This is a genomic window from Lysinibacillus sp. G01H (assembly GCF_028872195.1).
Lineage (GTDB): Bacteria > Bacillota > Bacilli > Bacillales_A > Planococcaceae > Lysinibacillus > Lysinibacillus capsici.
In genome coordinates this window covers 4,200,392-4,222,818 of the sequence record NZ_CP118397.1, presented here as the reverse complement: position 1 = coordinate 4,222,818, position 22,427 = coordinate 4,200,392, and the positions used below count along the sequence as shown (strand labels likewise).

Below are 22,427 nucleotides of genomic sequence, written 5' to 3'. Positions count from 1 at the left end.
CCGATGAAATAGAACATTATAGTCAATGATTGATATAGTCCTATTATAGCATTTTCCAATCGATAATACTTCTCACTTGTTTTTTGCGTTCACGTAAAAAAACGTCTAATAAGTATTAACTTATTAGACGTACGAGAATTTAATAATTAAGCTTTTGCAACTTCTTTTTTCATTGTTTTGTTTTTAGCAAGATTTACATGCCAAGAAAGTGCTTCCTCTAAAAGATGAGGAGTTTGATGGTTGCCAGTTGCTTCAACTGCACGGTTATAGTAATCCCATAATTGTTCTTTGTAGTCTGGGTGTGCACAGTTTTCAATAATTAAAGGTACACGTTCTTTTGGTGCAAGACCACGTAAGTCAGCAATACCTTGTTCCGTAACGATAACATCAACGTCATGTTCAGTATGGTCAACGTGAGATACCATTGGCACGATAGAAGAAATTGCTCCACCTTTTGCGTATGATTTTGTAACAAAAATACCAAGGCGTGCGTTACGTGCGAAGTCACCTGAACCACCGATACCGTTCATCATACGAGTACCAGAAACATGCGTCGAATTAACGTTACCATAGATATCTAACTCAAGAGCTGTGTTGATTGAGATTAGACCCAAACGACGGATAAGCTCAGGGTGGTTAGAAATTTCTTGTGGACGTAAGCAAATTTTATCAGCATACTTTTCTAAATTACCATAAACTTTTTGCTGTAATTCTTCAGTAAGTGTGATTGAAGTTGCAGCAGCGAATTTAACTTTACCAGCATCGATTAAGTTAAATACAGCATCTTGAAGTACTTCAGATGCAACAATTAAATCTTCAAATTCTGAATCTGCAAAGCCATCAAGGACAGCGTTTGCTACAGAACCTACACCAGATTGCAATGGCATTAATTGGTTTGTTAAACGACCCGCTTTAATTTCATCACGGAAGAAGTCTAATAAAATGTTTGCCATCGTTTGTGTTTCTTCATCTGGAGGTACGATTAATGAAGGAGCGTCTGGCTCTTCAGAAATAACAATTGCTTTAATTTTAGCAGGATCTACTTTGATACCAATATCACCAAGGCGTTGCATAGCATCTGTCATTGGAATAGCTTCACGTTTACCTTGTTCTCCAGGTACATAAATATCATGGATACCGATTAAAGCTTCTGGATGAGAAATATTTAATTCGATAATAATATTTTCTGCATATTCTGCAAAGATAGGTGAGTTACCTACAGAGTTTGTTGGAATGATTAATCCATCTTCAGTAATAGCAACCGCTTCAAGAATTAAATACTTGATCGGTCCAATAATTCCTTGGCGCACTAGCTCAGCATTATGAGAAAGATGAGCATCTACATATAAGATATCCCCAGAATTAATTAAATTACGGATACCCGCATCACCCTGGAATGGTCCACGTTTACGAATTGCACCAGCTTCTGCTAAGTACTTGTCTACTTCTGGTCCTAATGATGCACCTGTATATACATCAATTTTGAATTCTTCATTTTTTGCGCGCTCAACTAATGCCATTGGAACAACTTTTGCATCCCCAGCACGAGTAAAACCACTCATCCCAACTACATCACCATTAGAAATAAGTGCTGCTGCTTCTTCAGCAGTTACAATTTTACTCTCAAGTTCTTTTAAACCTAGGCGTTTTTGAACATTTGCATCCATAAAAAAATCCTCCCCTAAATAATTTTGATGGAAACCGATTACAAAACTAGAAAAAACATTTAAGAATTTTCTGTTTATTCAGTTGTAGTATGACTCCAACCATTTGAATAATACTATCACCAAATTGTCACAAAAACTTTAGAATTAGCATTAAATTGAGTAAAAAAAGGAAAATCGAGCATTAAGATGATTTTTCGACAGAGAAAACGTTTTATTGTAGAGCTGTATAAATTTAGTTGTTTTCTACATTAAAAACAGTGCAAAAATAGTTAAATGGGGAGGATTTGTTCACAAAAAAGAACAGCGAACAATTATAAAAATTGCTCGCTGTTCATACAAATTAGAAACCTAAAGAACGACGGAAATAGCTTGCATAGCGTTGGCTTACCGGAATACGTGTACCATCTTTCATAATTAATAAAAACGTTGAGTGTGAATCTGGTTGAATTTCATCAATGTAGTCAATGTTAACGATATAAGAGCGGTGACAACGTATAAATGAGTCAGGTGCTAAAAATAGCTCTAGATCACTTAAGTTTAAACGGTGATAACCTTCACGAGTCATTGTTTTAACAAATGTTTTACGGAGTTGTGTTTCTAAATAAATAACTTGATCATGTTTGATTGGGTACCAGCAATCATCAATTTTGATTGTAATGTAGTTTGTTAAGAATGCTGATGGTTTTTGCGGGAAGATAGCAGTAATAGCTCCTTTTGTTTCGCCTTCCTCCATTAAAGGAATACTCATACCATAATATGCGACACCGAAGACATCAGGTTCGATATAAGAGCTGATTTTTTGACCATAGCTTAATGCTTTGTGTGCGGCTGAACCTTCTTTGATAGGGTCACCAGGTTTAATTTTTAAATCAACTTTCTTGCTTGGTTGATAATACAAATATTCATTTGTATCAGAGATAGCGATGGACGTATTTTCAGGGAAGAATTCCTTAATAATCTCCATGATCTCTTCTATTTGTTTTGGATCCACTTTAAACACCTCGTCTAAACTTTTAAAAATAGTATTATCATCTATTTTACTACATATTCATATAAATTATATAGAGAAGATTTAGGAATAAAATAGAAAAATGTCGAATGATCCATTAGAATGATGTTAGTTGTTTTGTATAATTTGTAAATAAATTTATAAAATGACTAATTTATTTTGATATGTATATGGTAAAATTTAATTGTTAGGAATAAGTTTACGAGGTTTCTACTATGCATATGTGATAAATTAGAACTAGAGTAGCAATTAAAATGTGGTTGAAAGGAAATCGCAGAATATGGTAAAATTCACTGTATAGTCTATTTTTTTTATATTTGGTGTTTTAGTAGGGTTATTTTTGATTTATTTGTTAATAAAATTTGTGAAATAGGACTCAGTTCTTATATTGAATAAGTAAATACTATTTTCTTATTTTTAATTCGTCGGGATTGGTGTCAAATATTGTCATGCAATTCGTGCACTCTGAGGAAAGATGGGGAAGATTATGCAACTACATCAACATTCTATGTCAGAAACGATATCCAAAAGATACTTCCAAGAAATCGATAATATTAATCAATATATCGGTGTCGAAGAATTTTTTAATATTGAGTCGAAATTAATTTTTGAAATTTACCATTTAGAATCTGCAAAAGCGAAAAAATCTTTGCATGAGTTAATTGATATTCTCTCAATTCGTTTTGGCAAACAGGTCATTAAAATCGTTCGAAGTTATTTTTCTGTTTTGTCATCAATTGTTGCTCGTAAATTGCTGGACAATCAAGTACCTTCGAAAAAAGCATTTGCTTTCAATATTGCGTGTAACGATATGATAGAAAATCAGATGAAAGACGCAGAGTTTTTACAATTTGCTGATGATTTAATTGATTTCTTTGTTTACTTTATTGCAGATCGCAAACAACCGACTTTCCGACATCAAACTGTTAACAAAGTGATAATGTATATAAATGACGAGCTTGAAAATGATTTAACTGTTGAAAGTATAGCGAATAACTTTCATATAAGCACTAGTCACTTATCACGTATTTTTAGAGAACATGTGGGCATTACATTGGTTGAGTATTTAAATGTAAGACGTGTAGAAGAATCACAATACTACTTACGACATACAAACAAAAGTATTACTTCTATCTCAGATCAATTCCATTTCTGTAATCAAAGTTATTTTACACGTATTTTCAAAAAATATACGGGAGTTACGCCAAAACATTTTAGAGACGAGCTTCATCACGAATTTTATCGTTTTGAAATGGCAGAGACTGAATTACAAAATGTTTAGATTTTGAGCATAGGGAATGAGAAGGTGCGAACATATTAGCGTTGCTAAAGCTCGCATCTTTTTTGATGAATCAATCTGAGGAAAAGGCTGAAGGAATGAGTAGCACTTGCTATTTGATAAAGAGAGACCCTATAAGGTATACTTCACAGTAGTTGATAAATAATAGTAGGTGGAAAAATGAAAAATTTGAAGCTATTTTCAATGCTTGGTATTGCTGTTTTTGTTCTTAGTGGCTGTCAAGCTGTGCAAAACAAAGAAGGTTTTTTCTATAGTATCTTTGTAAAACCTATGGAATTTTTATTGGAGTTTTTCGGGAATGATATCTTTTCAGGGAGCTATGGTTTAGCAATCATTGCGATTACTGTTCTAATTCGTTTAGTGTTAATGCCGATTATGTTAAAGAACTATCGTCAACAGCAATTAATGAAAACGAAGATGGATGCTTTTAAACCTGAAATGGAAGCCGTTCAGAAAAAAATGAAGGAAGCTAAGACAAAAGAGGAGCAAACGCAATATCAACAAGAAATGATGGCTCTATATCAAAAGCATGGCATTAATCCACTTAATATGGGTTGTTTACCGATGTTAATTCAAATGCCGATTATTATGGGTCTGTATTTCTCGATTTTGTATTCTGCCGATGTGAAATCCCATGAGTTTTTATGGTTTAGCTTAGGTTCACCTGATATCGTGATGACTATAGTTGCAGGGATTGTTTACCTAATCCAGGCTCGTGTATCTTTGTGGACGGTACCTGAGCAACAAAAAGCGCAGATGAAAATGTTTATTTATATTTCACCAATTATGATTGTCTTTATCTCCATGTCTTCTATGGCAGCACTGCCTTTGTATTGGTCTGTCAGTGGTGCATTGTTGATTATTCAAACATATATTGGACGTAAATATTATTCGGAACATCCTGAGAAAGCAAAAAAATAAATTGATTGATGTCGAGGCGCCTTTGTTGCCTCGATTTTTTTAGGAGGACAGCAAGATGAACAAAAAATGGCTATCATCTATTCTTGTTGCAGTTTTTAGTATTGCAGCACTTGTATTTATTATTATGGGGAAGTTTAATTTTGCCGTACTTGCAATGACGGTCATGTTTGCCCTATCAAATGGGTTTAGAGCAAAAAGCTTTAAAGAGCAAGGTTATATAAAAGAAGCAAAATGGATGCAGTATATGGCAATTTTTTTTGCAATTGCATCTATAGTAGTATTTGTCATCGTTCTAACAGATTAATTGAATATTTACGTAGTAAATTTACACCTGAAAATGTGAACAGTGCTAAAATAAGATTATAACTAGTAATACAATAAAATAGGTATTTTCAAGGTGAAATGCTTTAAAACATCCTTTTAGATACCTGATATTTTAAAAGGGGTATAAAGAGTGAAAAACAATCGTCTTCCGTTTATCGTAGGTGCTTTCATATCTATCGCGTTAATCGTAGCAATTTTTGTAGTCTATAACTATAAAAATAATCAAGTAAATAGTGCATCTGATGAGCAGCCAAAAACAACAGAAACAAACAAAACAACTGAACAAGATTCTACTGCAATAGAGAAACCAGACAATATTGAAACACCTGCAAAGCCAGAGCAACAACCAGACGAAAATGGGTATCTTCCAAATCAAACATTACCTACGGAACCAACTTATATCAATGGTATTCTGTTAGCTAATAAAATTTATCCGCTTCCATCTACCTTTGCACCTGAAGAAAATCCAGAAGCACGAGAAGCGTTAAATCAAATGTTAGCCGCTGCCAAGCAACAAGGATTTGATTTAGTTGCATTTAGTGGCTACCGATCTTTTGAATATCAGACAACACTTTATGATAATTATGTTAAACGTGATGGACAGGCAGCAGCAGATCGATATAGTGCTCGTCCTGGCTACTCAGAACATCAAACAGGCTTAGCGTTTGATATAGGAGAGCGTGGAAAAGAAGATGTGTGGCTGACAGAAGAGTTTGGGGAAACTCCAGCAGGGCAATGGCTATTTGCACATGCACAGGAGTATGGCTTTATTTTGCGTTTCCCTCAAAACAAAGAAGAAATAACAGGTTATATGTATGAGTCCTGGCACTATCGTTATGTGGGCAAAGAGGTTGCAAAAGAGATAACAAAGAAAAACATTACGTTGGAAGAATATTTAGGCGTAAAATAATAATAGGAAGAGAAGCCATTCTGTGAACAGGCTCTCTTCCTTTTTATTTTTATAAAATGGGTGTTAATAGTCGGGAAATAGATTCTTTAAATTTAATCAGTGTTGAACGGTTTTTATACATTTCCCATGTTAATTCCGTACAATCAAAAATATCCTTCTCAAACAGTTCTGCCAATTGGTGCGATATATTTGCATCATATATGAAGGCATTGACTTCAAAATTCAGACTAAAACTTCGTACATCAATATTCGCTGTTCCGACAGAGGAAGCCTCGTCATCAATAATAATAGCTTTAGCATGAATAAAGCCCTTTTCATAGATATAGACTTTGGCTCCAGCACGTAGCAATTGACCGACATAAGAATAAGTAGCCCAATATACAAACATGTGATCAGGCTTGTTAGGAATCATAATACGTACATCAATGCCCGACAAGGTGGCAATTTTAATGGCGTCTAAAAAACTAACATCTGGGATGAAATATGGTGTTTGAATATAAATATATTTTTGAGCCATATTAATAAGCTTTAAGTAACCGATCTTTATTTGCTCCCAGTCTGAGTCTGGTCCACTTGAAACAATCTGTAAACCCACATCACCTTTTTTCGGGATGGCAGGGAAGTAACGATCCGAGTACCCCATTTTTTGTTGAGCACTAGCTTGGTTCCAGTCGAGTAAAAAGCGTGTTTGCAAAGGATGTACGGCACTACCCTCAATACGTAAGTGTGTATCTCGCCAATAACCAAACTTTTTTTGTAAACCTAAATACTCATCACCGACGTTAAAACCACCAATATAGCCAATTCGACCATCAATGACAACGATTTTTCGGTGATTTCTAAAATTTAAACGAGGGTTAAGAAGTGGCAAAATGGATGGGAAGAAAACTTCTACTTCACCACCAGCATGCAGTAACTCTTTGAAATGGCGTCTTTTAACATTACGTGATCCCATTTCATCATAGAGAAGACGTACCTTAACACCTTGCTTTGCCTTTTTTATCAATGCATTGACGATACGTGTACCTAAGTCATCAAGTCTGAAAATATAATACTGGATGTGAATGTGATCTTTAGCTGCTTCAATGTCTTTAAGAAGCTGCTCGAACTTATTGGCACCATCATCAAAAATATCCAGATGGTTGTCCTGTGTTAATACTGCATTGTTTGTTCTGAGGTGCATATAAATCATCTCTTGATAATTTTCTGCATTAGCAATACGAAACTCAAACGTTTCATCACGAATCGCTTCCATCTGATAGGTAATCAGATTATCAATCCCGATATCCTTGCGTCCTTCCCAACGGAATAGATGCTTTCTTCGTAATTGTCTTCCAAGTAATAAGTACAGAATAAATCCAGCTAATGGCAGGAAAAATAAAACGAGAATCCATGCCCATGTAGAGGTAGCATCTTTACGTTCTAAGAAAATGATGGTCATGGCTAATAAAATATTAAAAAACAAAGTTAAAGGAACTAAATATTCTATATCTGTAAAAATGCTCATTCCTACACCTGCCTTTGTATTATTAATAACATACCTAGTATAGCCTACTTCAAATGCGGAAAGAAGATATGAAATGGCTAGATAGCATGGAAAAGGATTATCCCTTTGATAGATAGGGATAATCCGCATGGTTTAATTAGTAATTCTCTAATAGAATAGGATGTTTCTCCGATTACTGACTCAACGTTTGGTATCCATAAAATGCAACCTACTATATTTTATGGATGGCGCAATGATTTACGCGATGCCTTATATATGTAGATTAGGCTTATAGAAAGAATGGCTATTGCAGCGGAAATATAATAACCAAGACTTGCTTGTAAGGTAAATAACCATGTGAAAAATAGTGGTCCAAGAATACGTCCTAAGTTATCCATTGAATAGGACAGTCCAGCGGCAGTCCCATATTGTCCTCCAGATTCTTTAGAGGAGAGTGATACAACACATGTTCTTGCAAGTGCATTACCTGCTGTAAAGACACAAAGGGCAAGCCCGGCGATAAAAAGATTAGCTGTCAATGTAAATAAAAGCATGCCGATAGCAGTTACAATTTGTGCGCCAATTAACCATGTCGTTTCACTGCCATTTTTTATGCGTCGAACGACCCCTCCTTGAATAGCTGCATCGACAAAGCCACTAAACATGAACAAGTAACCAATTTGTAACGGTGTAATGTGAATTTTTTCGATTTGAAATAGCTGAAATGTAGCCTCAACGCCCGCTAACATAAAAGTTACTAAAAAAGAAAACATAAACAGATAGCGCACACGGTATTGTAGCATGGTTGCAGCACCTTTTGGCACTATAGCACGTTTATTTGAATCTTTTCGTTTTTTAGGTTCTTTTAGGACGAAACTTGCATAAATAAATAATAGTGCAATTAATGCTGCTGATGCAGTAAACGGTAGCTGCAAGCTATAATGGCCTAGCATTCCCCCGATTGCTGGACCAAAAATAAACCCAAGACCAATGGACATGCCCATAAAGCCCATATACTTATTGCGATCCTCTTCACTAGACATATCGGCGATAAATCCTGTTACTGCTGTATATAATGCACCAGAAAATAAACCACCAATAATACGTGAAACATACAGTATAGCTAGGTTATCTATAAATAGTGAAAAAATAACAAAACTAAGGCTAAAGCCAATTAGACCAGTAAGGATTAGTTGTTTTCGCCCTACCTTATCGGATAGCATACCCCAAAACGGTGCTGTGAAAAAACTTGCAAGTGAATAGACGGTCAATAAACCACCTACGTGGAGATCATGCCAATTTTGCTGCACAATTACCTCTGGTAAGACGGGGATAATAATGCCGAACCCTAGATAAACGAGGAATTGAACAGACATCAATAGTAAAATAGCCTTTTTCATACAGTTCCCTGCTTTCATACGATATTTCAATATGTATATTCTACCCTTCTTGTTCTTGCGATTACAACAATAGGGGATGCTAAGCTTGAATAAAGTGGAACAATTTAGTAAAGAAAAAATGAAGCAATTTGAGATTTTTTAAATCTATGTTCTGATTTTTGAATAAAATGTAGCCATTTTGGGTAATTTAAATATGTTTGATGGAAAAGTTTGATGATGTGAAAAATTTACAATGTAACAAAATTGAAAAATTTTAAAGGTAAGTTAAATGGTATGATAAATTTGTCAGACATCATACTCGTAGAAAAATGAAACTTTTTCGTAAATAAAACGTTATATAAAATCGAGGAAAGATTGAGGTGGAATGTATGACAAAAGAAGTAGATTTGAAAAAGATTGTTTCGAATTTATCTAAGTTGGGTGTAACAGCCACTGTAACAAAGTCTCGACTAGAACTTTTAAAAGTGCTAACACCACCAACGCAAACTCCGCAAGTTCAAGCTTAACTCGTTTCCAATAGAAAAAGGGAGGTCTCATTACGCGAGACTTCCCTTTTTCTATAGTTATTCATCTTCATCATGTGTGGTAAACATATATGTTCGATAATGGAATCGCATACTAAAGACTAGCCCAATCGCTAAAGCATTCCCCATAAGCGAACTTCCTCCATAGCTAATGAACGGAAGTGGAATACCTGTGATAGGTAATAATTGAATAGTCATACCAATATTTTCGAAAACGTGGAAGGTAATCATGGCAATAATCCCAGCACATACATAGGTCGAGAAGGGATCTTTCAATAAAAGGGTTGTCTTTGTTAAATGATAAATTAATAAGAAGAATATGCAAATAACAATACTAGCCCCAATAAAGCCCCATTCCTCACCGATAACTGTAAAAATGAAATCGGTATGGTTTTCAGCTACATATACTTCACGATTTCTAAATCCCTTACCAAAAATTTCACCTGATCCAATGGCATTTAAAGAGGTAATTAAATGATAGCCATCGCTGGATGAATAGGAATAGGGGTCTAGCCAAGAATAAATACGAGCAAATTGATAAGCCTTAAAACCAAATGTTTTTTCTAGAAAGTCCTGCATATAGAGTGCCATCCACAGTAGTGTACCGCCTGCTACCATGCCACCTAAAAATGTTGGTAGAATGATTTTCCAAGAAATACCTGCTACAATGATGAGTGCGGCAGTAATAGCAAAGAATACAAGTGCTGAGCCTAGATCAGGCTGCTTTAAAATAATAGCTAATGGTACGATTAGGGTGATAGCGATTTTACCTAGTAGCAAAAAGTCTGTTTTAATTGATCGTAATGAATAAATTTCATGGTGCTTACTAATTAATCGAGCTAGTGCTAAAATGTAAAAAGTTTTCATAAACTCAGAAGGCTGAATATTTCCAATCGGCGTATGATACCAGCTTTTAGCACCATTAACGGGTGCACCGATTTGACCTTCTCCTTCTGGCATAAAAATAAGCAGTACCAGTAAGGCAATCCCTGCTCCATACATATACCATGACATTTTTTTATATTGATCTGGCTCAAAAAACATGACTATACCAATAATTACTGCACCGATCACATACCATTGCATTTGTTTTGGTACGTAGTTAATGCCATATTGTCCTGAGGTTTGGGCAGATGCAATAGCTAACAAACTAATGACTAGAAAAGTGAAGAGTATAAATGCAAGTGTCCAGTCAAAACGATTTGCGAAATTTCGTTTATTTTCCATAAAAGCCACCTAAAATTAAAATAGTATCTCAATATGAGTAAATATGATGTGATTCTCCCTATTTCGTTTATAATTGGTCAAAGAAGAAAGCAAAATAATAACCAGCAGTGGTGTAAGAATAGCTCATATCTATTGATAAGCTTGCAATTTGCTTTGAATATTGTCAATGGAATTTTAAGCAAATACTTGAACTCATTGAGTAATCTAAACTTTATATGCAAATGCATGTTTAACATTCCTAATTATAACGCATAAATTACTTTTATGCCTGCGTATATAGTAGTGACGACAATTAACATAAAATGTTTCAAAAAAATCATGTTTAGTCTTATAATGTAGTGAAGAATGGGGTGATGGTTGTGGCTAAAAAATTAAAGTCATCTGATGATTTTATGTATCATATTTATGTTCATATGAATGATGTCGATAAATTTGTTATATTTAGCGGGTTAAAATTCTCGCAATTTGTGGCTGCACTTGAACCACTACATCACTTGCTGTTATTAAAACATTCCTATGAAGACGGTTCTTTTAATATGCATACACAATTTGAATATGTATTAGAAGAAGATGTTCCTCGTTTTGTTAAAAAATCTGCTGAATCTAAAGAATTATGTTGGATTGATTTTATGGACGAGAAGAGGCTAGATCATTTAACACCGATGGAACAAGGAGAATTGCTTTACATAAGTCACAAGAAAGAACCTATTACGTCAGCGTTTTTTAATAAATTACAAAATAGATTTGTCTATTATTCTTCAGACTTAGAGAAAATGACGAAAATTTATTTTCGTCATTTAAGTGATTCGGATTTATTGGTTGCCAATGTTTTTAATAGTTTAATTCGTGAAAAGGAACGCAGCACTGGATTTTGGCGTCGAAAAGTAAAAGCGAGTATACCCGCTATATCACCAGATTTTTTACGTTCTTACCGATCCTTTGCGAAAGATGGAGCATTACTATCTCTGTATCGAATTGAGAAACCGAAAGTAGCGTATGGAATAGAAGTTCGCAATCTGTCTGAATATTCTTTTCCTGACGAAGTTTGGGATGACTTAAGTACGATTCTAAAAACAGAACACGATGAATTAATCTATATTATTTAATTAAAATGGTGACGCAATCAAAGAACAATGACTTCTATAAACTGAAGATCTAGGATGTTGGTAGATATTATTCATATTGCATTGTTCCTGTATAATTCTATAGCAGGAACTAATGATGCCAGGGCATAATCGATGAAATATACGTAAAATCTCACCGTTAAAAATACGGTGAGATTTTTATGTCATTTGTCAAGACGTTTCATGATAAACTAATAGTACTCAAGAAGTATGTGGAGGGCACAAAAATGAAAAAAAGAATCGGTTTATTATACGGCGGAAAGTCAGCGGAGCACGAAGTGTCATTATCGACAGCACGTGCAGTCACTGGAGCTTTGAATTTCGAGGAGTATGAAGTATATCCGATTTTCATTACATCTGATGGGGAATGGCGTCGTGGAGAGCGTTTAGAAAAACCCGTAAGTGCAATAGAAGAACTACAATTTGGTGATAATACTACAATTTTAGAAAATAATATCACTGATTTTTTGATTGATAAAAGTGGCAATGAGGTAAAGTTTGATGTCATTTTCCCATTGTTACATGGTACGAATGGTGAGGATGGAACAGTGCAAGGTTTACTTGAAGTTCTAAATTTACCGTATGTAGGAAATGGTGTATTAGCATCCTCTGCTGGAATGGATAAAGTGGTAATGAAGCAATTATTTGAAATTGCTGGATTACCTCAAGTGCCCTATACGTATTTTATTCGTAGTGAGTGGAAGAATGAGCAACAGGCAATCATTGAACGCTGTGAAAATAACTTGAATTGGCCAATGTTTGTAAAGCCTGCAAACTTAGGATCAAGTGTTGGGATTAGCAAGGCAACAGATCGCGGGCAATTAGTAAAAGCAATTGAGGTTGCTTTGCAATATGATCGTAAAATCGTTGTTGAACAGGGAATTGTCGCTCGTGAGGTTGAACTGGCAGTGTTAGGAAATGACTATCCTGAAGTATCAGTGCCAGGAGAAATTAAACCCGTTACTGATTTTTATGATTATGATTCTAAATATAAGGACGGTTCTACAGCACTTATTATTCCAGCTGAGCTTCCAGTAGAAACTGTGGCAAGCTTAAAAGAACTGGCAAAGCGTGCATTTAAGGCTATAGATGGTAGCGGCTTAGTTCGTGCGGACTTTTTTGTAACGGCTGAAAATAACGTTTACATTAATGAAGTAAACACAATGCCAGGTTTCACGCCTGTAAGTATGTATCCATTATTATGGCAGCATACAGATGTGAGTTATCCAGAGCTGATCGACCGTTTAATTACCCTAGCAATTGAGCGCTATGAAGAAAAACAACAGCTTCACTATAAAAAAGACTGAGTGGGATTATCGTGAAAAAAACTTTAAAACAATTAGCTGCATGGTTAAATGAGGATATGGCGGCTTTTGGTGACACTGTTGTGTCAGGAATTTCTATTGATACAAGAACAATTCAACAAGGAGACCTATTTGTTCCGTTTCGTGGTGAGCATACAAATGGGCACAAGTTTGTAATGCAGGCATTTGAGAAAGGTGCCGGAGCTTCTCTTTGGCAAAAGGATGAGCCGAACCCACCAGAAGGTTACCCTTTGTTGTTTGTGGATGATCCAGAATTAGCTTTGCAAGAAATGGCTAGAGCATATCGTAATGAACATAAAGCAAAATTTATAGGCATTACAGGTTCAAATGGTAAGACATCAACAAAGGATATATTAGCGGGAACACTAGCGCCATTCTTTAAAGTACAAAAAACGATCGGGAACTTTAATAATCAATTGGGCCTGCCCATTACTATCTTACAGCTTGATGAAGATACAGATGTGGCTGTCCTTGAGATGGGCATGAGTGGATTTGGTGAAATTGAGTTTTTAACGAAGCTCGCTCGTCCACATATGACGGTTATTACCAACATTGGTGAGGCCCATATGCAGGATTTGGGGTCTCGTGCTGGTATTGCAAAAGCAAAGTTTGAAATTATTCAAGGAATGCAAAATGATGGTCTATTATTCTATGATGGTGATGAACCTTTGCTCCAAGAATTAGTGGCAAAGGAACAGCACTTACAGTCAGTACCGTTCGGGTTAGAACCCAATAATCTTTTATACGCAGACAATATTCATGCTAACGCTGATGGCAGCCACTTCACTACACACGGTATGATAGAGGGTGATTTCTTTATTTCAGTGCTTGGCAAGCATCAAGTGAAAAATACACTTGTGGCAATGTTAATTTCTCATAAGCTTGGTTTAAGCAATGAACAAATACGTACATCCTTAGAGCATGTCGTATTAACAGATATGAGGATGCAACAGGTACTAGGAACGAATGGCGCTCTATTTATCAATGATGCCTATAATGCAGCACCAACCTCCGTAAAAGCTGCCATTCAATTTATGGCTACATCAACTATTCGACCTGAAAAATGGCTTGTGTTAGGAGATATGCTAGAGCTTGGACCAAATGAACAAGTCTTCCATGAGAGCCTAGCTGAGCATATTAATGAGGATGAAATTGATTATGTCTGTTTGTTTGGCCCTCGAATGCTATATCTTTACAAAATATTAGAAGAGCGCTTTGAGGCGGAACGTTTATTGTATACTGAAGATGATTATACGGCTATTATTGAAAAGCTAAAACAAGCGAATGAATTATCTATTGTTTTACTTAAAGGCTCACGTGGCATGAGATTAGAGACGATCTTAAAGAAATTTATGTCATAGTAGCAATGAATCGGTGAGAGAAACGCTCACCGATTTATTTGTGTAGGTTTATCTTTGTTAAATGAGGTGAGAACGTTGTCAGTAGGTGTTCTATGTATTCATGGATTTTCAGGTGGGCCATACGAGGTGAAGCCATTCACAAGTTATTTAGGTTCACATACAGATTGGATAATTGAAGAGCCAACATTGTCTGGGCATGGTGAAGAATTACATATGAGTGGTTTTAAGGCAAAACACTGGTTGATGGATGCCGAATTAGCTTTCCGATCGTTGGCAAAAAAAGTTGACGAGGTAATCGTTGTTGGCTTTTCAATGGGAGGAATTATAGCGCTATATTTAGCTAAACGCTATAAAGTGAAAAAGCTTGTATTACTAAGTGCTGCTGCAAAGTATGTGAGCCCTAAACAGCTAGTCAAAGATTTTAAAATGATAGCTACTGAAGCCTATCACCATAATTTGACTAATAACGAACTCTATCTACGATACCGTCATAAGTTTAACAATGTGCCGCTTGCCTCAACAGTAGAATTTATGAAGCTGGTAAGAATGGTGGAGCCGTATTATCGACATATTCAAACTCCTGTATATATTGTGCAGGGGAAGTTGGATGGGATAGTGCCTTATCATACAGCTCAATTTCTTTTTGATGAATTAGCCTCTACAGACAAATTCTTGTATTTTTCTGATAATGGCAAGCATCATATATGTTTTGAGGAAGATTGCTCTGAATGGTTTCCACAGGTTTTAATGTTTTTGAAAGACAAATAAAGTAGTCAGATTATTACGACTCATGCGTTATCGTTGCATAGGATTTAAAGCCATGTTAGACTAGTATAAGCAATGGATACATTTTGTGCGAAGACTCTTCATATTTGGTTGAAGAGTACTTTTTTTTGAACACAACGGTTTTATTCTAAAGTGAAAAATTACGACAGAATCGAACCGCTCGGTAAAGACCGGGCTTTCCTTTTCATATAAGAGAGCTCTATATGGACTATCATGTAGAGAAAATTTTTAAGTAACGGAAACGTTCCACTACACAGGCTCGAATTTGCCGACAACTTCATCTGAAAATGTAACCATTTGTCAACTTAAAAGGAAAAAAAGGAGATTGAGAAGTTTGACAAATTTTTCAGAATTAAATATTAGCGAATCTACATTACGCTCTGTAAAGCGTATGGGATTTGAAGAAGCAACACCAATCCAAGAAGGTACTATTCGTTTTGCAATTGAAGGCCGCGATGTATTAGGTCAAGCACAGACAGGTACTGGTAAAACTGCCGCTTTCGGGATTCCACTAATTGAAAAAATCGATCCAAAAAACCCTAATATTCAAGCATTAGTCATTGCTCCAACTCGTGAGTTAGCGATTCAAGTTTCAGAAGAGCTTTATAAAATTGGCTATGACAAACGCGTAAAATTATTATCAGTATACGGTGGTCAAGAAATTGGCCGTCAAATACGTGCACTGAAAAATAGACCTCAAATCATTGTTGGTACGCCAGGTCGTATTATTGATCATATAAATCGTCGTACGTTAAAATTAGAAGATGTTCAAACATTAGTATTGGATGAAGCAGATGAAATGTTAAACATGGGCTTTATCGATGATATTAATTCAATCTTAGAAAACGTACCTTCTGAGCGCCAAACATTACTTTTCTCAGCAACAATGCCACCAGCAATCCGTAAAATTGCAGAAACATTTATGCGTGATCCAGAGATTGTAAAAATTAAAGCAAAAGAATTAACTGTTGATAACATTGATCAATATTTTGTTAAGTCTGCTGAGCGTGAAAAATTCGATGTCTTATCTCGTTTATTAAATGTACACCAACCGGAGCTAGCTATTATATTTGGTCGTACAAAACGTCGTGTAGATGAGCTTGCACAGGCCCTATCTATTCGTGGCTATTTAGCTGAAGGTATTCATGGTGATTTAAGCCAAGCGAAGCGTATCTCAGTATTACGTCAGTTTAAAGAAAATAAAATCGATATCCTTGTTGCGACTGATGTAGCCGCTCGTGGACTTGATATTTCTGGTGTAACACATGTTTATAACTTTGATATTCCTCAAGATCCTGAATCATATGTTCACCGTATTGGACGTACAGGTCGTGCCGGTAAATCAGGTCTTGCAGTAACATTTGTAACACCACGTGAAATGGGTTACTTACGTATTGTAGAAGAAACTACGAAAAAACGTATGACACCTCTTCGCCCACCAACAACGGATGAAGCATTAGAAGGTCAACAACGTTTAGCTGTGGAAACACTGGAAGGTCTTATTGCTAATAACAATTTAGGTGATTACCGCACATTTGCAGCAGAATTACTAGAGAATCATGATGCAGTCGATGTTGTTGCAGCTGCTCTACGTTCATTAACAAGAGAGCCAGACGATACACCAGTAACAATCACAGAAGAACGTCCATTACCAATGCGTCGTGAACGTTCTAGCAATAATCGTGGTGGCGGTGATCGTGGCCGCGGAAACCGTAGCTTTGGTGGAGGACGTCGTGACAATGCTCGCAGTGGAGAGCGTCGCAGTAGCAGTAGCCGTCGAGAGGGTGGACGCCGTGAAGGCGGTCGTCGTGAAGGTGGACAAGGTCGTTCTCGTTCTCCAAGACGTCACGAAGGATAATTTTAGACGAATTACACTTAATTTTTATAGTAAACCTTACAGTCATGATGGCTGTAAGGTTTTTTTTCGGCTATAGTTGAAACAAAAAGGTGAGTGAATTCGTATACACTTAATGAAGAAAGAGGGGGAACGACAATGAGAGCACAACCGATTCATCAAATTTCTCGTAAAGGGCTAACAGTGTGGCGTTTATATGGAGTCATACAAACATTGGTGCTGTTAGTTGTAGCAGGACTTGTAAGCTATGGTACTTATTATTTTGAATGGCCTTCATTTATTTACTTCATAGCGTGTGCAATTGTATTACTAAGTGCGATATTATCTATTTTTATTTTCCCGAAAATAAGATGGGAAAGATGGCGCTATGAAGTTCGAGAGCATGAAATCGAAGTACAACATGGTTTATTTGTTATGAAACGCACATTAATTCCAATGGTACGTGTGCAACATGTTGATACAACACAAGGGCCGATATTAAAAAAATACGACCTAGGTAATATCTCTATTTCTACAGCTGCAACTGTACATACGATTCCTGCACTTGTTATGGATGAAGCAGACGAACTGCGTGCGCGTATTTCTGATTTAGCAAGGGTGGCTGAAGATGATGTCTAAGGAAATTAATCGTTTACACCCAGTGTCTGCAATTATAACAAGTGTAAAAGCATTGAAAAGTATGATATTACCAATTGCGATTATTATCATAAGTAACGGCTTTAATTTTTCTTTGAATTTTCGTAGTGATCATTTTTTTGAAACCATTTTACTGTTCGGTGTATGGGGAGTTGCAGCACTTCTTGCGTTCGTGGGAGGAATCATAAAATGGCGGACATTTGTTTACTGGTTTGAAGATGGGGAATTGCGTGTGACATATGGATTATTTGTTAAAAAGAAACGTTATATCCCTTTTGAACGTATTCAAAGTTTAAATTACAATGAAGGTGTTTTTCATCGCATTTTTGGTTTAGTGAAAGTTCAGGTGGAGACTGCTGGTAGTAAAGGAGGAAAACCTGAGGTTGAGCTGACAGCCATTCGCAAAGCAGCGGCAGATATTATTGAATTAGAAATGCGTCATGCTAAAAACGAAGCGGTTCAACAACAGGATCAAGTGCAGGTAGTAGAGGAAGCGATACCAACTCCGATGATGTACCATATGTCCATGCGAGATTTACTGGTATTAGCAACAACATCTGGTGGAATTGGTGTTGTGTTATCAGGTCTTGCAGCAGTTGCTTCACAATTTTCCGATATTATTCCTTATGAAACTGTATTTCATGAGTTAGCTGATTTTGTGAAAATCGGCGCATTTTTAGTGGCATTGACGGTGATGGTTGTTTTAATCGTTGCTTGGATTGTATCTGTGGTCATCACACTGATAAATTATTATGATTATACGGTCCGAATTGAGGAAGAAAAGTTGATTATCACAAAAGGTCTGTTAGAAAAGAAGCGTATTACTTTGCCGTTGAATCGAATTCAGGCAATTCGTATTGTGGAAAATCCATTACGTCAGTTAACAGGCTTTACTACAGTGGTTGTTGAAAGTGCTGGTGGTAACGGTGAAAATGGAAATGATAAAAAAATTACGCTATTTCCACTTATTAAGAAGCCAGATTGTATGCAAACATTAGAACAGCTTTTTCCAGATATGAATTGGCAGCCTACATTTACTCGCTCACCAAAAAGGGCAAGACCATTTTTTTATCGCATTGATTTTTTCTGGCTAGTTCCGGTTATCGGTGCATCTATCTATTTCTTTTATCCATACGGGCTATTGTCGTTGCTGTTAATTCCATTAACAATTTTACTTGGTATTTGGCAGCATAGAACAGCAGGCTATCAAATAGATGGCAAGCAACTAGCTATGCAGTATCGGGTGTTTAGTCGAATTACGTTAATCATGGAGAAGAAGCGAATACAATCTATTGAAAGTACACAATCATACTTTCAAAAAAGAAAGAATGTTATGTCTGTAAAAGCAACCGTCATGTCAGGAGCAACTGGTACAACAGGGAGTGTTTCCAGCTTAGAGCAACAAGATGCCGAGACGATCTTAACATGGTATGAACATTAATGAACTAAAAAGCTAATCCTTTCAATTTTATGGAAGGATTAGCTTTTTTAACTATAATTAAATAGAGATGCTGTTTATAATATAATAAACAGAACAAAAGGGGTGGAGACATTGTTTAAATATGACATTAATGAAAGCGCTTATTTAAAGCTTTTGGATTTAAGTGATGTAGAAGAGTTATTCGCTTTAACTGATCGTTCAAGGGATACATTACGTGAATGGTTGCCCTTTGTAGATGATGTCAAAACAGTAAAGGATACTGAGCAATTCGTAAAAAATGCTATGCAACAATATGCTGATCATAATGGCATACAAGCAGGGATATACTATGATGGAAAGCTTGCGGGTGTTATTGGTTATCACCAAATCAACTGGCAACATAAATGGACAAGTATTGGCTACTGGCTAGGGAATGAATTTGTAGGAAAGGGGCTCGTTACGAATTCCATGAAAGCATTGATTGATTTTGCCTTTAATTATTTTAAGTTAAATCGTATAGAAGTACGTGTTGCAGTAGGTAATATTCGTAGTCGTACAATCCCAAAGGTATTGGGCTTTCATGAAGAAGGGCGTTTAAGGGATGCTGAGTGGCTATATGATCACTACGTAGATCAGGTTGTTTATGGTTTAACAGCAACTGAATGGAAAAAATAAAGATGTCAAATGAAGCTACAGTGGTTTTATAATGGATGTCATTGTAAGGAAAGAGGAGCTGCTCTATAGGTGAGCAGCTCCTCTTTTTAATGTTATGGTCTACCAGCCATCTTTTGTTTTCGCCAACTTAAAATTCTTTTTGGATGTAAATAGACAAGTCCAAGGATAAATCCGGTTACTAAACCGCCTAAATGTGCAAAGACATTCACATTTGGTTGGAGAAAAGTCATAATGACACTGATGACGATGATTGGTAAAATGAGCTTACGAAGCATTGGCATTGTACGTCGAGTATAGTAAACTAATGCCCCAAATGCCCCAAAAATTCCAAAAATAGCCCCACTTGCACCAAGACTCGCATAACTACTATCATAGAATATATAGGTTGCCATGTTGCCTACAATACCTGATACTAAATAAATTGTAATGAAACGTGCTTTCCCTGCGATTTTTTCTAGCTCTGGTCCAAAGAGATATAAGGAAAACATATTAAAAAACACATGCATAAAACCTGCATGTAAAAACATGGCAGAGAAAACACGCCACCATTCACCACTTTGAATCAGGAAATTTGCTTGGATTCCGTAATTCCACAAAAGTGTTCCTATGCTGGGTATGAGAGACAGTACATAAAGAGTAAGATTTATTGCTATTAAAGTTGAAACAACAGGGTAATACTTTGTATATTGCTTAAAATTTTCCGTTCTACTAAACATGGCTCCACCTCAATTTACAATTATTATACATGCCTTGTTGGAAATAGGTAAAGGAGAAGGTTCACATGATTAAGGGAATTGGCCTCGATATTGTAGAGATTGATCGTATTGCAAAGGCTATGAAACGAACAGATAAATTTAAAGACCGCATTTTAACGATAAATGAAAAAAAAATATTTGATGGTTATTCAGAAACTCGTAAAATAGAATTTTTAGCTGGGCGATTTGCTGCAAAAGAAGCATTTTCGAAAGCTTTGGGAACAGGGCTTGGGGAACAATGTAAGCTTCATGATATGGAAGTATTAAAAGGAGCGGCAGGCAATCCTGTTTTATATTTTAAGGATGAACTTGTCAATGGATTTGTTAGTATTACGCATTCTAAGCAATACGCAGCTGCTCAAGTAATCTTATTAGAATAGTACTTAACTTGTCTAAAAGGATTGCATGTAAATTTAAATATATTGCCCTTTCTTCAAATGACATAACTGACAAATACGGTTCATATATTGTCGTAGTGGATTTGAAAGAAGAAAGGGTGAAAGCGTGGGCAACCGTATAGTTAAATGGCTCGTCTTACTTTGTACGATATTACTTCTGTCGGCATGTGGTGCAGCCTCACAGGAAAAAGTGTTGAAGAAAGTGAATGGTAAATGGGCAGAGACGAATGGTTATGAATTAAATGCATCGATGGAAATTAAATCGGGTGGGGAACCAAGAAATTATGATGTAACAGTATGGCACACAAAACCTGATTTCTATCGAGTAGAAGTAGTTGAAAGTGGGAAAGATGTTTCTCAAATGATTGTACGTAATGCTGATGGTGTTTTTGTCGTAACACCGACATTAAACAAAATGTATAAATTCCAAAGTGATTGGCCAAAGAAAAATAGTCAGGCGTACTTAATTGGAGCGCTAGCAGAAGATTTAGCAGAAGATAAAAATCTTGTCATGAAAGAAGAAGAAAAAGCATATATATTTGAAGCGGCTACTAGAAATAGCTATAAGAACAGTATGCCACATCAGGTTATAACAGTAGATAAGAAAACTTTATTGCCAACCTCAGTAGTTATTATGAATGATGTGAAAGAAGAGCAAATCAAAATCACATTTAAGAAAATTAAGCTAGGTGTACAACATGCTGCAAAAGAGTATGCAGTTGAGCAATTCACTGATAAAGATAACACGAAAGGTGAACAAGCTACACCTGCCGAAAAAGAAGGGCAAGAAGATAATGAGGATAAGGAAGCTGTTGGAGCAGAAGTTGAATATCAAGAATTCCAAACACATTATCCTGTTGTAAATTGGGCACAATTAGCGAATGAAAAAGTTGTGCAGGAAAGTGGAATGGAACGAGTAATCTTAACATACGAAGGTGAGAAGGCATTTACTGTTATGCAGCAACCAGTAATGAAGGAAAATTCAATGTTACCTGTATCGTCACCTGGTGATCCAGTTGATTTAGGTTATACAATTGGTGCTATTACAGATACATCAATTAGTTGGGAAAAAGATGGTGTTGAATTCTTTGTAGCATCAAGTAAATTAACGCGAGAAGAAATGATTGAAGTTGCTACATCTATGACGATAAGTAGTATGAAGTAACTTTTCTGGCTACAGCCTTCTGGAATGCGGAGGCTGTAGCTTATTGATAATTAAAATGAACCTTATAAAGTATAGGCTCATGCGAAAGCTAAAACTTTGTGTGTACAAGCTAAATTGACATACTTTGCAACATGTATGTCCTACATAATGTTTTAATTA

21 protein-coding genes are annotated in these 22,427 nt (G+C 36.0%); 15 read left to right on the top strand and 6 right to left on the bottom strand.

The genetic code is table 11. The annotated features are described in order from the left end of the window. Window positions 1–146 precede the first annotated feature (146 nt). Both PSR12_RS21445 and PSR12_RS21440 read right to left on the bottom strand, forming a co-directional pair. Window positions 147–1,667 carry a succinyl-CoA:acetate CoA-transferase ScpC gene (locus tag PSR12_RS21445; RefSeq protein WP_004232003.1) on the bottom strand — a complete coding sequence of 507 codons (1,521 nt, stop codon included), beginning with the start codon at window positions 1,665–1,667 and terminating at the stop codon, window positions 147–149. 340 nt (window positions 1,668–2,007) lie between these two features. Then, on the bottom strand, window positions 2,008–2,658 hold the full coding sequence (locus tag PSR12_RS21440; RefSeq protein WP_004232004.1) for a LytTR family DNA-binding domain-containing protein: 651 nt from the start codon (window positions 2,656–2,658) through the stop codon (window positions 2,008–2,010). A gap of 505 nt (window positions 2,659–3,163) precedes the next feature. On the opposite strand from PSR12_RS21440, the gene PSR12_RS21435 reads away from it, so the two are divergent. The 4 genes from PSR12_RS21435 (at window position 3,164) to PSR12_RS21420 (ending at window position 6,131) form a co-directional block, all read left to right on the top strand. Next, window positions 3,164–3,958, top strand: coding sequence for a helix-turn-helix transcriptional regulator (locus tag PSR12_RS21435; protein ID WP_004232009.1), 795 nt, complete (start codon window positions 3,164–3,166; stop codon window positions 3,956–3,958). Window positions 3,959–4,135: 177 nt separating this feature from the next. Then, entirely contained in the window at window positions 4,136–4,897 is a 762-nt protein-coding gene (gene yidC, locus PSR12_RS21430) for a membrane protein insertase YidC (RefSeq protein WP_004232011.1), read from the top strand. A gap of 55 nt (window positions 4,898–4,952) precedes the next feature. After that, a complete protein-coding gene (locus tag PSR12_RS21425) occupies window positions 4,953–5,201 on the top strand; it encodes a hypothetical protein (protein ID WP_221681422.1) in 249 nt (82 codons plus the stop codon). Window positions 5,202–5,351: 150 nt separating this feature from the next. After that, on the top strand, window positions 5,352–6,131 hold the full coding sequence (locus PSR12_RS21420) for a M15 family metallopeptidase (RefSeq protein WP_274770457.1): 780 nt from the start codon (window positions 5,352–5,354) through the stop codon (window positions 6,129–6,131). Window positions 6,132–6,180: 49 nt separating this feature from the next. Here the strand turns inward: PSR12_RS21420 and cls are convergent, their stop codons facing one another. Both cls and PSR12_RS21410 read right to left on the bottom strand, forming a co-directional pair. After that, on the bottom strand, window positions 6,181–7,638 hold the full coding sequence (gene cls / locus PSR12_RS21415; protein ID WP_202342249.1) for a cardiolipin synthase: 1,458 nt from the start codon (window positions 7,636–7,638) through the stop codon (window positions 6,181–6,183). A gap of 218 nt (window positions 7,639–7,856) precedes the next feature. Then, window positions 7,857–9,017: an MFS transporter gene (locus PSR12_RS21410; protein ID WP_342456118.1), complete on the bottom strand. Its 1,161-nt coding sequence runs from the start codon at window positions 9,015–9,017 to the stop codon at window positions 7,857–7,859. A gap of 368 nt (window positions 9,018–9,385) precedes the next feature. On the opposite strand from PSR12_RS21410, the gene PSR12_RS21405 reads away from it, so the two are divergent. After that, a complete protein-coding gene (locus tag PSR12_RS21405; RefSeq protein WP_004232019.1) occupies window positions 9,386–9,523 on the top strand; it encodes an Lmo0850 family protein in 138 nt (45 codons plus the stop codon). Between the two features lie 57 nt (window positions 9,524–9,580). Here PSR12_RS21405 and PSR12_RS21400 read toward each other — a convergent pair whose 3' ends face one another. Further along, on the bottom strand, window positions 9,581–10,768 hold the full coding sequence (locus PSR12_RS21400; RefSeq protein WP_036079404.1) for an FtsW/RodA/SpoVE family cell cycle protein: 1,188 nt from the start codon (window positions 10,766–10,768) through the stop codon (window positions 9,581–9,583). A 353-nt stretch (window positions 10,769–11,121) separates the two neighbouring features. Between PSR12_RS21400 and PSR12_RS21395 the strand changes: the two genes are divergently transcribed. The 8 genes from PSR12_RS21395 (at window position 11,122) to PSR12_RS21360 (ending at window position 19,950) form a co-directional block, all read left to right on the top strand. Beyond that, window positions 11,122–11,874, top strand: coding sequence for a hypothetical protein (locus PSR12_RS21395; RefSeq protein ID WP_221681420.1), 753 nt, complete (start codon window positions 11,122–11,124; stop codon window positions 11,872–11,874). 245 nt (window positions 11,875–12,119) lie between these two features. After that, window positions 12,120–13,199 carry a D-alanine--D-alanine ligase gene (locus tag PSR12_RS21390; protein WP_221681419.1) on the top strand — a complete coding sequence of 360 codons (1,080 nt, stop codon included), beginning with the start codon at window positions 12,120–12,122 and terminating at the stop codon, window positions 13,197–13,199. Window positions 13,200–13,210: 11 nt separating this feature from the next. Continuing rightward, on the top strand, window positions 13,211–14,578 hold the full coding sequence (locus PSR12_RS21385; protein WP_274770451.1) for a UDP-N-acetylmuramoyl-tripeptide--D-alanyl-D-alanine ligase: 1,368 nt from the start codon (window positions 13,211–13,213) through the stop codon (window positions 14,576–14,578). A gap of 75 nt (window positions 14,579–14,653) precedes the next feature. After that, window positions 14,654–15,346, top strand: a complete 693-nt coding sequence (locus PSR12_RS21380; RefSeq protein WP_221681417.1) for an alpha/beta hydrolase — start codon at window positions 14,654–14,656, stop codon at window positions 15,344–15,346. 352 nt (window positions 15,347–15,698) lie between these two features. After that, window positions 15,699–17,222, top strand: a complete 1,524-nt coding sequence (locus tag PSR12_RS21375) for a degradosome RNA helicase CshA (protein ID WP_221681416.1) — start codon at window positions 15,699–15,701, stop codon at window positions 17,220–17,222. 135 nt (window positions 17,223–17,357) lie between these two features. Further along, window positions 17,358–17,837, top strand: a complete 480-nt coding sequence (locus PSR12_RS21370) for a PH domain-containing protein (protein WP_221681415.1) — start codon at window positions 17,358–17,360, stop codon at window positions 17,835–17,837. Beyond that, window positions 17,830–19,296 (top strand): PH domain-containing protein, encoded by a 1,467-nt coding sequence (locus tag PSR12_RS21365; RefSeq protein ID WP_221681414.1) that lies wholly within the window; start codon window positions 17,830–17,832, stop codon window positions 19,294–19,296. The genes PSR12_RS21370 and PSR12_RS21365 overlap by 8 nt, the downstream gene beginning before the upstream one ends. 111 nt (window positions 19,297–19,407) lie before the next feature. Then, window positions 19,408–19,950 (top strand): GNAT family N-acetyltransferase, encoded by a 543-nt coding sequence (locus tag PSR12_RS21360; RefSeq protein ID WP_274770449.1) that lies wholly within the window; start codon window positions 19,408–19,410, stop codon window positions 19,948–19,950. A 92-nt stretch (window positions 19,951–20,042) separates the two neighbouring features. Here PSR12_RS21360 and PSR12_RS21355 read toward each other — a convergent pair whose 3' ends face one another. Continuing rightward, complete coding sequence (locus PSR12_RS21355; protein ID WP_048394279.1) at window positions 20,043–20,666, bottom strand: rhomboid family intramembrane serine protease; 624 nt, start codon at window positions 20,664–20,666, stop codon at window positions 20,043–20,045. Window positions 20,667–20,731: 65 nt separating this feature from the next. On the opposite strand from PSR12_RS21355, the gene acpS reads away from it, so the two are divergent. After that, complete coding sequence (gene acpS, locus PSR12_RS21350) at window positions 20,732–21,085, top strand: holo-ACP synthase (protein ID WP_004232050.1); 354 nt, start codon at window positions 20,732–20,734, stop codon at window positions 21,083–21,085. 124 nt (window positions 21,086–21,209) lie between these two features. After that, window positions 21,210–22,268 carry a LolA family protein gene (locus PSR12_RS21345; protein WP_221681411.1) on the top strand — a complete coding sequence of 353 codons (1,059 nt, stop codon included), beginning with the start codon at window positions 21,210–21,212 and terminating at the stop codon, window positions 22,266–22,268. The last annotated feature ends 159 nt before the right edge of the window (window positions 22,269–22,427 follow it).